10 protein-coding genes are annotated in these 12,405 nt (G+C 65.5%); 6 read left to right on the forward strand and 4 right to left on the reverse strand.

What is annotated here, in order from left to right; all coding sequences use genetic code 11:
* Positions 1 to 96: 96 nt before the first annotated feature.
* Positions 97 to 2,313 carry a sensor histidine kinase NtrY-like gene (locus tag KUV65_RS02715; protein WP_222187320.1) on the forward strand — a complete coding sequence of 739 codons (2,217 nt, stop codon included), beginning with the start codon at positions 97 to 99 and terminating at the stop codon, positions 2,311 to 2,313.
* Between the two features lie 3 nt (positions 2,314 to 2,316).
* A complete protein-coding gene (ntrX, locus tag KUV65_RS02720; protein WP_222187321.1) occupies positions 2,317 to 3,717 on the forward strand; it encodes a nitrogen assimilation response regulator NtrX in 1,401 nt (466 codons plus the stop codon).
* Here ntrX and KUV65_RS02725 read toward each other — a convergent pair.
* On the reverse strand, positions 3,714 to 4,220 hold the full coding sequence (locus KUV65_RS02725; protein ID WP_222187322.1) for a hypothetical protein: 507 nt from the start codon (positions 4,218 to 4,220) through the stop codon (positions 3,714 to 3,716). The two genes, ntrX and KUV65_RS02725, sit on opposite strands and share 4 nt — an antisense overlap.
* A gap of 213 nt (positions 4,221 to 4,433) precedes the next feature.
* Between KUV65_RS02725 and trkA the strand changes: the two genes are divergently transcribed.
* The 4 genes from trkA to hflX all read left to right on the forward strand — a co-directional run bounded on the left by trkA (position 4,434) and on the right by hflX (position 8,990).
* Entirely contained in the window at positions 4,434 to 5,810 is a 1,377-nt protein-coding gene (trkA, locus tag KUV65_RS02730) for a Trk system potassium transporter TrkA (protein WP_222187323.1), read from the forward strand.
* 3 nt (positions 5,811 to 5,813) lie between these two features.
* Positions 5,814 to 7,331 (forward strand): TrkH family potassium uptake protein, encoded by a 1,518-nt coding sequence (locus tag KUV65_RS02735; RefSeq protein WP_222187324.1) that lies wholly within the window; start codon positions 5,814 to 5,816, stop codon positions 7,329 to 7,331.
* A gap of 124 nt (positions 7,332 to 7,455) precedes the next feature.
* The gene (hfq, locus tag KUV65_RS02740; protein WP_025312876.1) at positions 7,456 to 7,689 is read left to right on the forward strand and encodes an RNA chaperone Hfq; all 234 of its coding nucleotides are present in this window, start codon (positions 7,456 to 7,458) and stop codon (positions 7,687 to 7,689) included.
* On the forward strand, positions 7,686 to 8,990 hold the full coding sequence (gene hflX / locus KUV65_RS02745) for a GTPase HflX (RefSeq protein WP_374107053.1): 1,305 nt from the start codon (positions 7,686 to 7,688) through the stop codon (positions 8,988 to 8,990). The genes hfq and hflX overlap by 4 nt, the downstream gene beginning before the upstream one ends.
* Here hflX and KUV65_RS02750 read toward each other — a convergent pair.
* From KUV65_RS02750 to KUV65_RS02760, 3 genes are all read right to left on the reverse strand, one after another.
* On the reverse strand, positions 8,947 to 9,882 hold the full coding sequence (locus tag KUV65_RS02750) for a DMT family transporter (protein ID WP_222187325.1): 936 nt from the start codon (positions 9,880 to 9,882) through the stop codon (positions 8,947 to 8,949). The two genes, hflX and KUV65_RS02750, sit on opposite strands and share 44 nt — an antisense overlap.
* 116 nt (positions 9,883 to 9,998) lie before the next feature.
* On the reverse strand, positions 9,999 to 11,084 hold the full coding sequence (locus KUV65_RS02755) for an OmpP1/FadL family transporter (RefSeq protein WP_222187326.1): 1,086 nt from the start codon (positions 11,082 to 11,084) through the stop codon (positions 9,999 to 10,001).
* A 371-nt stretch (positions 11,085 to 11,455) separates the two neighbouring features.
* Positions 11,456 to 12,361, reverse strand: coding sequence for a DMT family transporter (locus KUV65_RS02760; protein ID WP_308124491.1), 906 nt, complete (start codon positions 12,359 to 12,361; stop codon positions 11,456 to 11,458).
* Positions 12,362 to 12,405: the final 44 nt, after the last annotated feature.

The raw sequence follows: 12,405 nt of genomic DNA on the forward strand, positions 1-12,405 counted from the left end.
AGCCCGCGACGCCCCATTAGGGCGCGCGCCTGACGCCGCGATTGGGGGAGCAGTCGGAGACAGGATTTGGAACGTCCGGCCGAGAGGACGACATCCTTGATCGAACGTCTTGCGGGGTTGCGCCGCAAGCGCGGTTTGCGCAGCGCGGGCACGCTTGGCCTTGTCGTGCTGGGGCCGATCCTGGCGGTCGCGACCTTCCTCGTGCTCGGCCCGCTCGCGGCCTTTGCCGACTCGCCTGTGCTGCGGCTCGTTCTGCTTGCCGACCTCGTCTACATCCTTGTCCTCGCGGCGCTGGTCCTGCGGGAGGTGGCGCGCATCGTCGCCTCGCGCCGCGCGCAATCAGCGGGGTCCCGCTTGCACCTGCGCCTGACCGGGGTCTTCGCCATTGTGGCGCTGGTGCCCACGATCCTTGTCGCCGTCTTTGCCACGATCACGGTGAACATGGGGCTCGAAGGCTGGTTCTCGGACCGGGTCTCAACCGCGCTCGGCAATTCGGTGGACGCCGCCGAGGCCTACCAGCAGGAACATTTCGACGATCTGGAGCAGGACACCCGCGCGCTGGCGGCCTTCCTGAACGTGAACCGCCGGGCCTCGCCGCTGATCACCGATGGCGAGTTGCGCCAGGTGCTCAGCCAGGGTCAGGGCCAGATCCAGCGCGGCTTGCGAGAAGCCTTTGTCATCGACGGCGGCGGCGAGATCCGCGCCCGGGGCGAGCGCAGCTATTTCTTCGATTACGAACGCCCCAGCGACGCCGATCTGGACCTTGCCGAAGGGGGGGAGCTTGTCTTGATCGAGGATCGCACCCAGAACGAGTTTCGCGCCCTTGTCCGGCTACAGGCCTTTCCCGACCGCTACCTCTATGTCAGCCGCGAGGTGGACGGAGAGATCATCGCGCTGCTCGATGAAACCCAGCAGACGGTGCAGCTCTACCGCCAGCTGGAGGCCGACCGGGGGCGCGTCCTGTTCGAATTCGGGCTGCTTTACCTGGGCTTCGCCATCATCATGATCCTCGCCGCCGTGTGGCTGGGCCTGTGGTTCGCCGAACGCCTGTCGCGCCCCGTGGGACGTCTGGCCAGCGCGGCGCAACAGGTCGGGCAGGGCGACCTCGATGTACGCGTGATCGAGGAAACCAGCGATGACGAGATCGCCATGCTGGGCCGTCTCTTCAACCAGATGACCCGGCAGTTGAAGGGCCAGCGCGACACGCTGATCGAACAGAACGCCGCGACCGAGGCGCGGCGCCGATTGTTCGACTCCGTCCTCGGCTCGGTCACCGCGGGCGTGATCGGCCTGAATGACGAGGGCCGCATCGATTTCATGAACCGCTCGGCCATTCGCCTTCTGGCCTTGGTGGAACAGCGCGACAATGGCCTGTCCCTGCAAGCCGCCGTGCCGGAATTCGCCGCTTTGTTCGAACGGCTGCAAACCCGGCTGGCCGAAACCGTGCAGGAGGAAATCAAGCTGACCCGACGCGGCAAGCAGGAAAGCCTGCTGGTGCGCATGGCCACCCGCCGCAATGCCGAGGGGCAGTTGGAGGGCTACGTGGTCGCCTTCGATGACGTCACGCAGCTCGTCTCGGCGCAGCGCATGGCCGCCTGGGGCGACGTGGCCCGCCGCATCGCGCATGAGATCAAGAACCCGCTGACCCCGATCCAGCTTTCGGCCGAACGCATAAACCGAAAGTTTTCCAAGGGCCTGGATGAAGATGATGCGGCAAAGCTTGAACAGATGACCGAGGTTATCGTGCGCCAGACCAACGACCTGCGCCGCATCGTTGACGAGTTCTCGAAATTCGCCCGCATGCCCGAGCCGGAAACCCGGGTCGAGGACGTGGCCGACCTGCTGCGCGAATCCGTCACCCTGCAACGGGCCGGTCAACCCGAGGTCCGGTTCGAGGTCGACATCCCAGACGCCCCCGTCATGGCCGAGCTTGACGCCACCATGATCGGCCAGGCCTTCACAAACCTGATGAAGAATGGCGGCGAAGCCATTGAAAGCCTGCAGGAAAAAGGCGCGCCCGAAGGTCATGTGCCCGAGTTACGGATCGCGCTTGCGACCACGGATGAAACCGTCGTCATCACCATCGCCGATAACGGGATCGGCCTGCCGCCGGACCGGGCGAAACTGTTCGAACCCTATGTCACGACGCGCGAGAAGGGCACCGGCCTCGGCCTGCCCATCGTCAAGAAGATCGTCGAGGAACATGGCGGCACATTGGAATTGGTCGATGCCGAGCCCTTCGCCGAGGGCGCGCATCAAGGGGCCATGGCGCGTATGACGTTGCCACGGCTTGCAGATAGTCAGGGAGATTGAAGCATGAGCGACATTCTGGTCGTCGATGACGAACGCGATATCCGCGAATTGATCTGCGATATTCTCGAAGACGAGGGCTATGTCACCCGCCGCGCCGGCACTTCAGACGAGGCGATGGCCGAATTGAACAAGGCCGCGCCGGGGCTGATGATCCTCGATATCTGGTTGAAAGACAGCAATATGGACGGGATCGACATCCTGAAACATGTGAAGCAGGACAACCCGGACGTGCCCGTGGTCATCATCTCGGGTCACGGCAATATCGAGATCGCCGTCGCCGCCATCAAGCAGGGCGCCTATGACTTCATCGAGAAGCCCTTCAACATCGACCAGCTGATGGTGGTGATCCGCCGCGCGATGGAAACCTCCCGCCTGCGGCGCGAAAACTCCTCGCTGCGCCGCCAGGACAGCAAGGCCGCCGAGATGATCGGCGCCTCACCCACCTTCAAGACGATGAAAGGGCAGTTGGAAAAAGTCACCAAGTCCAACGGTCGCGTGATGCTGACGGGCGGCCCCGGCACCGGCAAGGAGGTCGCCGCGCGCTGGATTCACGCCAATTCCAACCGCGCCGATGCGCCTTTCGTCACTGTCTCCTGCGCCTCGATCCAGCCCGATCACATGGAAGAGGTCCTCTTCGGCCGCGAAAGCCCCGAACGTGGGGTCGAGCAGGGGCTGCTCGAACAGGCCCATGGCGGCGTCGTCTTCTTCGACGAGGTGGCCGATATGCCGCTTGGCACCCAGTCCAAGATCCTGCGTGTTCTGGTCGACCAGAGCTTCACCCGCGTGGGCGGCACCACCAAGGTGCGCGTGGATCTGCGCGTGATTTCCTCCACCACCCGCAACCTGACCGACGAGATCGCGTCGGGCAATTTCCGCGAGGAACTCTACCACCGCCTCAACGTGGTGCCGATCGAGGTGCCCGCGCTGTCCGACCGGCGCGAGGATATCCCCGATCTCGCGCGCCATTTCATCGAGACCTTCAACCGCGAGCAGGGCCTACCGCTGCGCGAGATGGGCGAGGATGCCGTCGCCATGCTCCAGACCATGACCTGGCCCGGCAATGTCCGTCAGCTCAAGAACGTGATCGAGCGCGTGCTGATCCTGGGCGAGGGCAGCGGCCCGATCGAGGCGCGCGACCTGCCAAGCGGCAACGAGGGCGGTGAAAGCGCGAACGAGGATATCACCCTCTCGGCATCGCTGACCACGCTGCCGCTGCGCGAGGCACGCGAGCTGTTCGAACGCCAGTATCTCATGGCGCAGATCAACCGTTTCGGCGGCAATATCAGCCGCACGGCCAGTTTCGTCGGGATGGAGCGCTCGGCCCTGCACCGCAAGCTGAAATCGCTCGGCGTCGTGACCTCGAACAAGGCCGGCGCCCGCGTCGCGCAGGTGGGCGAGGACTAGGCCGGGTTCACCACCAGGTCCGGCCCGCTCTGGCGCAGGATGCAGGTCCCAGAGGTCAACGGCGCCATGACGGGCGAGCGGATCACGGCGGTGCCCTCCTCGCAATAGGGCAGGCTCATCCGGTCATACCCACGCCCGCCCATGCAGCCCCGCACCGCGTTGCGCCGGAAATCGGCATTCACGTCGACCGTGTAGACATCGCCCGGAATGACATAGCCCGCGACAAAGGTGCAATTGCCCTCCGCATCGCAGCGCCGTTGCGGCGGCACGACAGTGGGCGGCTCGCGCCGGATTTCGGTGCGCACCGGGTGGCGCTGTAGCGCCTCGGCCTCGCAAAGCGCGTAATCCCGCTCCCGCTCCCCGACCGATACACCCTCGGCGTAGTAGACCGTGCTCGTGGTGCACCCGGCCAAGACCAGCGCCCCCAGCAGCATGATGCGGCGCTGCATGCCATCCTCCGGGTCAGTTCCGATGCCCCATTCCTGCCGCCAGGCTCGGCCCATGGCAACTACCCCGCCCGCATCTTTATCCTACAAATATGCACCCGCGCGGGACGCGCGGCAGCGTTGGACGGGGCTCGATGCCCCGTCCGGCGCTTCGCCGGGCGACGGCGAAGCCGGCGCAAACCCTCGGCCCGAGGTCTCGCACGCAATTGACGCCTGCGCGTCTTCCTGCCATGCAGAACCCCTGTTGCGACACTTCAGGCGAAAAGGCACATGAAGGTCATCATCTGCGGCGCGGGCCAGGTCGGCTGGCAAATCGCGCGCCATCTTTCCGGTGAAAACAACGATGTGACGGTCGTGGACAACAATCCCGACCTGGTTCGGCGTGCGACCGACACGCTCGACGTGCAGGGCCTCGAAGGCTTTGCCAGCCATCCCGACGTGCTCGACCGGGCCGGGGCGCGGGATGCCGACATGATCATCGCCGCGACCTTCTCGGACGAGGTCAACATGGTCACCTGCCAGGTGGCCCATTCGGTCTTTTCGGTCCCGCGCAAGATCGCGCGCCTGCGCAGCCAGTCCTACCTGGATGCCATCTATTCCGACCTCTACCGCCGCGATCACCTGCCCATCGACGTGGTGATCTCGCCCGAGCGCGAGGTGGCCGAGGCCGCGCTGCGCCGCATCGCCAGCCCCGCCACCTTCGATGCCGAGACCTTCCTCGGCGGCGATGCGCAGATGATCGGGATATTTCTCGACGCGGAGTGCCCCGTGCTCAACACGCCGCTGCGCCAGCTGTCCGAGTTGTTCTCGACGCTGCGCGCCATCGTCGTGGGCATCCGGCGCGAGGGCACGCTGTTTTCCCCCGAGCCGGGCGACCAGTTGTTCGAGGGCGACCAGATCTACGCCTTCACCCACGCGCAGGACATGGCCCGCACGCTTGAGATCTTCGGCAAGACCCGCAAACCGCCTGAGCGCATCCTGATCGTGGGCGGCGGCAATGTCGGCCTCACGGTCGCCACCGCTTTGGAGAAATCCGAAACCCGTCTGCGCACCCGCGTGATCGAGGCCAACCGCAGCCGCGCCGAGGTGGCCGCGGACGCGCTGGAACGCACCATCGTCCTGCATGGCGACGGCCTTGATATCGAACTCCTGCGCGAGGCGGGCGTCGAACGCGCCGATGCGGTCGTCTGCGTCACCGATGACGACAAGACCAACCTTCTGGCCTCGGTGCGGGCGAAATCCGCGGGCGCCAAGATGGCCATTGCGCTGGTCAACGACCCCACGCTTGTGCCGCTGATGGACCCGCTCGACATCGACGCCTACGTCAACCCGCGCGCCACGACCGTGTCCTCGATCCTGCGCCATATCCGGCACGGCCGCGTGCGCGGCGTCTATTCCATCGGCGATGCCGAGGCCGAGGTGATCGAGGCGCAGGTGCTCAAAACCTCGCCCATCGCGGGCCGCCCGATCCGCGAGATCGACTTCCCCGAGGGCGCGCTGGTCGGCGCGGTGCAGAAGGGCGGCAAGGTGATGCGGCCCACCGGCTCCACCCGGATCGAGGAAGGCGACGTGGTGGTCATCTTCGCCCTGGCCTCGGACGTGCCGGCGGTCGAACGGCTGCTCCAGGTCTCGATCGACTTTTTCTGAGCCATGGCCGCCTGGTTCCGCAACCTGCCGCTCTTCGTCGTGCTGATCCTGCTATCGGCGGGGGCGATGCTGATCCCGGCGGCGGCGGGCATGATGCTGGGCGATTTCCGCACCGGGCGACTGTTTTTCTACTCCAGCCTTCTGGTCGGTGTCGGTGCCTGGCTGATCGGCATCGCGCTGCAGGCCCATCCCAGACCGCCGACCGAGCGCACGCATCTTGTCGCGATGTTCGCGGCCTATCTCGTGCTGCCGGTGATCCTGTCGATCCCGATGCAGCAGGCGGTCGGCAACACCCGGTTCATCAATGTCTATTTCGACATGGTCTCGGCCTTCACCACCACCGGCGCGGTGATCTTCGAGCCGGACCGTTTCGGCATGGCGGTGCATTTGTGGCGCGCCACGGTGGGCTGGCTGGGCGGGCTGCTGATCTGGATTTCGGCCATGGCGATCCTCGCACCGCTCAATCTCGGCGGCTACGAGGTGACCTCCGAGGCGCATGTGCAGGGCAGGGTGGTGTCCTCGACCCAGCAGATGCGCGCCGCGCGTCCCAGCGAGCGGCTGCGCCGCTCGACCGCGAAGCTGACCCCGGTCTATGTCACGCTGACGGCGATCCTTGCGCTTCTCCTGATGTCGGCGGGCGAGGACCCGATCATCGCGACGATCCACGCGATGTCCACGCTCTCCACCTCGGGGATTTCGCCCGTCGCGGGGCTTGAAGGGCGGCCGGGCGGGATCCTGGCCGAGCTTCTGATCTTCCTGTTCCTGTTCTTTGCCCTGTCACGGCGCACCTTCACCAGTGGCTTCGGGCGTCATTTCATCGAGCGCGTCTCGCGCGACCGGGAAATCCGCCTTGCGCTCTTTGCCACGATCCTGGTGCCGACGCTTCTGTTCGCCCGCCACTGGATGGGCGCGTGGGAGGTCGATGAGCTGACGGATCTCGGCGCGGCGCTCAGCGCGCTCTGGGGGAGCCTCTTTACCGTCCTGTCCTTCCTGACCACGACCGGCTTCGTCTCCGAACACTGGGACGCGGCGGCGTCCTGGTCGGGGCTGGGCACGCCGGGGATCGTCCTGATCGGCCTTGTCCTGATGGGCGGCGGCGTGGCGACCAGTGCGGGCGGGCTGAAACTCCTGCGCGTCTACGCGCTCTACAAGCACGGCGCGCGGGAACTGGGCAAACTGATCTACCCGCATTCGGTGGCGGGCGCGGGCCGCATGGGCCGCCGCATCCGGCGCGAGGGCGCCTATATCGCGTGGATCTTCTTCATGCTCTTCATCATCGCCATGGCGGCGACGATGACGGGGCTTGCCGCCACCGGGCTGCGCTTCGAGCCTGCGATGATCCTGTCCATCGCCGCGCTCTCGACGACCGGCTCGCTGGCGCAGGTCGCGGGCGAGGCCCCCATCGCCTATGTCGCCCTGAGCGACGCGGCCAAGCTGATCCTCGCCGCGGCGATGGTGATCGGCCGGATCGAGACGCTGGTGCTGATCGCACTTTTCAACCCGGCCTTCTGGCGATCATGATGCAATTGCGGCAAGTGCCCGTATCCGGGGTGGAAATCCGTCTCGATCATCGCCATAGTGTGATTTGGCGACCATTCCGCGGCATTTAACGCGGTGACCGAAGACAAGAAGGCGCGAACAAAAAATGGCCGAGAATAAACAGAACCTTCAGGACGCATTTCTCAACCACGTCCGCAAGACCAAGGTGCCGGTGACGATCTTTCTGATCAACGGCGTCAAGCTGCAGGGCGTGATCACCTGGTTTGACAATTTCTGCGTGCTTCTGCGCCGCGACGGGCAAAGCCAGTTGGTTTACAAGCATGCGATCTCCACCGTGATGCCGGCTCAGCCCATCAATCTTTACGACGGGGAAGAGTGACAGCCCCCGATCGTCACGCATCCGAAGGCGACCTGACCGCGCGTGGGCCCACGCGCGCAGTCGTGTTGCATCCCGACATCCATACCGACCGCGACCGCCGCGATCCCGGCCCCGCGCTGGAAGAGGCCGTGGCGCTTGCCGCCGCGCTGCCGGATCTGGAGGTCGTGGGCGCCGAGGTCGTGCGCCTGCCCAAGGCCCATCCCGGCCTTCTCTTCGGCACCGGCAAGATCGAGGAGCTGAAGGCGCGGATCGAGGCGCAGGAGGTCGAACTCGTCCTGATCGACGGGCCGGTGACGCCTGTGCAGCAACGCAACCTCGAAAAGGAATGGGGCGTCAAGCTGCTGGACCGGACCGGCCTGATCCTCGAGATCTTCGCCGACCGCGCCGCGACCCGCGAAGGCGTGTTGCAGGTGGAACTGGCAGCGCTCAGCTACCAGCGCACGCGCCTTGTCCGCGCCTGGACCCACCTTGAACGCCAGCGCGGTGGCCTCGGCTTTGTCGGCGGCCCCGGTGAGACGCAGATCGAGGCCGACCGCCGCGCCATCGATGAGGCGGTCACCCGCATCCGCCGGCAACTGGCCAAGGTGGTCAAGACCCGCACGCTTCACCGCGCCGCGCGCAAGAAGGTGCCTTACCCGATCGTCGCGCTGGTGGGCTACACCAACGCCGGCAAATCCACGCTGTTCAACCGCCTGACCGGGGCCGAGGTGATGGCCGAGGACATGCTCTTCGCCACGCTCGACCCGACCATGCGCGCGGTTGAACTGCCCGATGGCACCGAGGTGATCCTGTCCGACACGGTGGGCTTCATCTCGGACCTGCCGACGCAACTGGTCGCCGCCTTCCGCGCCACGCTGGAAGAGGTGCTGGACGCCGACCTGATCCTGCATGTGCGCGACATCAGCCATCCGGAAACCGCCGAACAGGCCGAGGATGTGATGCAGATCCTGACCGATCTGGGCGTGCGGGGCGAAACCCCGCTGATCGAGGTCTGGAACAAGATCGACCAGTTGCCGGGACCCGAGCGCGCCACCCGCCTGACCGAGGCCGCCCGGCGTGAGCATGTCTATGCCGCCTCGGCGCTGACGGGCGAGGGGATGGGGCCGCTGCTCAAGGCCGTGGCCGAGGCCGTCTCGCCGCCGCGCACGCGGACCGTGGTGACGCTCAAGCACGAGGACGGCCGCCGCCGCGCCTGGCTTTTCGATCAGGGCATCGTCGAGGGCGAAGAGACGGGCGACGAGGAAACCCGCCTGACCGTCAACTGGACCGACCGGCAGCGCGCGGCCTTCCAAGCGCTCTGACCAGCGCGGCGGGCGGGTTGAGCAGCAAAAGCCCCACCGCCAGCAGCCCGAACCCCACGAAGACCGAGGGCGCCAGCCGCTCGTCCAGCACCAGCCATCCGAAGGTGATCGCCACGGGCGGGATCATCAGCGTCACCAACATTGCGTTGCCCGATCCGGCCACGGCCAGCACGCGGTAATAAAGCAGGTAGGCCAGCGCCGTGCCGATCACGGCGAAATAGGCGACCGCGCCGATGCCCTGTGCCGTGTGGGGCAGGCTGATGCCCCCATCCACGACATAGGCCAGCGGCAGCAGGATCAGGCTCGATCCCGTCAGCATCCCCATCGCGGCGATCTGCGGCGGCAGGCCGGAAAGCTGCTTGCGCGCCCAGGCCGCCGCCACAGCGTAAGAGAGCGCCCCCGCCAACACCGCCAGTTGCGCCGCCGAGCGGATGTCGAACTGCGCCAGGGCCTCCAGCCCGATCGCCACCGCGACGCCCACAAAGGCAATCAGCACGCCCGCCAACCGCCGCGCCGTCAGCCGCTCATCCGCAAAGACGACGGCGGCGACCAGCACACCAAAAACGGCAGTGCCCGCGTTGAAGATCGAGGTCAGCCCGGTCTCGATATACTGCTGCCCCCAGGCCATCAGCGCGAAGGGAATGGCGTTGTTGAGCAGCCCCATGACGATCAACGCGCCCCAGACTCGCGGCGCGCGCGGCACGGGCAGGCCCCGGATCAGGACATAGGCCCAAAGGATCAGCGCCGCCCAGACCACGCGATGCGCCACCAGCGTCAGCACCGGCAATTCGTCCAGCGCCAGCTTTATCGACAGGAAAGACGCGCCCCATATCGCCGCCAGAAGCAGCATCTCGCTCAGGCTGCGAAAGGTGAGAGCAGGGGCCTGGATCATGCCCCTTCATGGCATGGGCAAACGCCCCCGCCGACCCGAAACCTGCTCATGCGACAAGAAAAACCCCCGCGGGCCATGTGGCGCGCAGGGGCTTGGTCTTGCGGTATTGGCTCGGATCAGAAGCGGAAGCCGACGCGCACACCAACGGCGGACACGAAGTTGTCGTCGAAGTCGATGTCGCCGACGATCCCGTTCTGAACCACCTGGTCACCGGGCACGCCGAGGGTCAGGCTACCCGAGATGGTGAAGGCATCACGCGTGTAGCGCAGGCCCAACGTCACCGAATCCAGGCCCGTGGTGGGTGCCAGCGCCGTATCGCTGGGAATCGTGCCGTCGGTACGGTGCAAGTAAGACACCGAACCGGCCCAGTTATCGTTGAACTGTCGGCCCACACCCAGCGTGTACGTCGTCGAATCCGAGGTGAAGTTCACGTAATCACCCACGGTTGTCGACAGCCGGAAACCATCCCAGAAGGCATGACGGATGGAGCCGAAGATCAGGGTGTTCTCGGCGATGCCGCTTTGGAACTCGAGATTGATGCTTTCAGGGAACTCGACATCGAAATTGGCTTGCGCTGTCGGCCCGACAGGGGTCCCCGTTGCCGGATTGAACGGGGTTTCATCGGCATCGAACGACACTTCGATCGCCGAATTGTAGGTCAGGGCGACGCGCAGCGCGATGTCAGGGATCTCGTAGGCCGCACCGACCACGTAACCATAGCCCCAATCGCTTTCACCTTCGAGAAGATGAAACACCTGACCTGCCACGTTGGTATAGATATCGCCTTCGACGGCCAGGGCGCGGACCCCGGCGTGCACGCTGAAGCGATCGTTGATCTCGTAGCGGCCCACAACGGTTATGGCGTCGCTTTCCACGGCAGCCTCGCCGTCAAAGAACGGGACGCCCGGGGTGTAATCCACGCCCGCACCGAACGGCTGATCGTAGAGCATCGCGACCGAAAACTGGTCATTGAACCGGTATAGGTAGCCAATGCTGGTGAGGTCGTAATCGGTCAGCGGGTTTGAATAGCCGTTCGCGCCCGCCTCGGGCATGATGCTGCCGTAGGACAGCTCGACATAGCTGCCGAGGTCGCCGGTGTCTTCATACAGAATGCGCAGCGACTGGTTCGTGCGCTCGATATCGGCCTGTGCGATGGCGGTTGTCGCCAGAAGTGCCGCACTTGCGGCTGCGAAACGGTACATGCGTTCCTCCCCAATAAACCCTTGGTTCCCTGCGGCACTATGTCTGTGGAAGGCCTGATCCGGTCAATTCTTCCCCAGCGTAATCTCGAATTTGAGGTCTTGGTAAACCCGCTGATGTGGCGGAAATGCTACAGGCTGATGCCGCTGTGCCGCAGATCGCCGGGGTTTTGGAAAAAGGACCCCGATCTGGAAGGCGGCCGAGCCTGCCGAACCCTTTGTTATCGGGCCCGGAAAAAGTCAGCAGGAGTTCGAGGGTGCTGCCTTCGTCGAAGTGAAAGCCCATGCCTGGCGGGTCCCGCTCCGCACCGTCGACCGTGGCTGCGTCAACCCCAACCTCTAACGAAACCTGTGGCGGGGGCGAAACAGCCCAGTCACCCGGCCCGCCGCCCGGCGCGGATGTTCAGGAAGTTGCCCGTCAGGATCAGGATCGCGCCAAGGATCACGCCAAGGCTCAAGGCCTCGTTGTAGAACAGGACGCCGATCACGGCGATCACCGGTAGGCGCGCGAAATCCATCGGCATCACGACCGAGGCCGGGGCCAGCGACAGGGCGGTTGTCAGGCAGAAATGCGCGGCCAGCCCTGCGACCCCGATGATGACGACCCAGGGCAGCATGGCCAGCGAGGGCAGGGTCATGTCCCCGTCATAAAGCGAGGTCACAAGGCCAAGGCCCAGCTGGATCAGCGTCAGCCAGAACAGGATGCAGGTGATGGTCTCGGTCGCCGTCAGCCGCTTGGTGAAGATCGCCGTTGTCGCGAACATGATGGCGGCAGAGGCCGCGGCGATCATCCCCGGCGAGATCGCGGCCGTGCCCGGCTGGACGATGGCAAGGATGCCCGCGAAGCCCATCGCCCCCGCCAGCAGCTTGATGCGCGTCAGCCGCTCGCCCAAAAACAGCGCGGCAAGCCCGATGGTCCAGAGCGGCGAGGTGAATTCCAACGCGAAGACCAGCGCCAGCGGGCTGACCGTGATGGCGTAGAACCACAGGTTCTGCCCGGTGAAATGCGCGATGTTGCGCAAGACGTGCCGTCCCATGTGCCGCGTCGTGACCTGCCGGATACGCCCGGTCAGCAGGCCGACCGTCACGACGATCACGAAGCCCACCGCCGAGCGATAGGTCATCAGCTCGAAGGTATCGAGTTCCAGGCTGGCCGCGCGCCCGGCAATCGCCATGGCGGAGAAGGAGGCGATGGCCCCCAGCATCCAGACTGCGGCCAACCCCACCTGCGCAGGCGCGGGCGCGGCGGCCAAAGGTGTCTGCGCCGTCCGGTCGGTCACGTTGAAAATCCTCCCGCAGCGGCCAAGGAAAGGAAGCCGATGCC

This window comes from Maritalea mobilis, from assembly GCF_019800885.1.
GTDB classification, from domain to species: Bacteria; Pseudomonadota; Alphaproteobacteria; order Rhodobacterales; family Rhodobacteraceae; genus Roseibacterium; species Roseibacterium beibuensis.

What these genes read in the sequence shown, in the direction of transcription:
- ntrX (WP_222187321.1), top strand. Translation starts at nt 2,317, where the DNA reads ATGAGCGACATTCTGGTCGTCGATGACGAACGCGATATCCGCGAATTG.
- hfq (WP_025312876.1), top strand. Translation starts at nt 7,456, where the DNA reads ATGGCCGAGAATAAACAGAACCTTCAGGACGCATTTCTCAACCACGTC.
- KUV65_RS02750 (WP_222187325.1), bottom strand. Translation starts at nt 9,882, where the DNA reads ATGATCCAGGCCCCTGCTCTCACCTTTCGCAGCCTGAGCGAGATGCTG.
- KUV65_RS02755 (WP_222187326.1), bottom strand. Translation starts at nt 11,084, where the DNA reads ATGTACCGTTTCGCAGCCGCAAGTGCGGCACTTCTGGCGACAACCGCC.
- trkA (WP_222187323.1), top strand. Translation starts at nt 4,434, where the DNA reads ATGAAGGTCATCATCTGCGGCGCGGGCCAGGTCGGCTGGCAAATCGCG.
- KUV65_RS02735 (WP_222187324.1), top strand. Translation starts at nt 5,814, where the DNA reads ATGGCCGCCTGGTTCCGCAACCTGCCGCTCTTCGTCGTGCTGATCCTG.
- KUV65_RS02725 (WP_222187322.1), bottom strand. Translation starts at nt 4,220, where the DNA reads ATGGGCCGAGCCTGGCGGCAGGAATGGGGCATCGGAACTGACCCGGAG.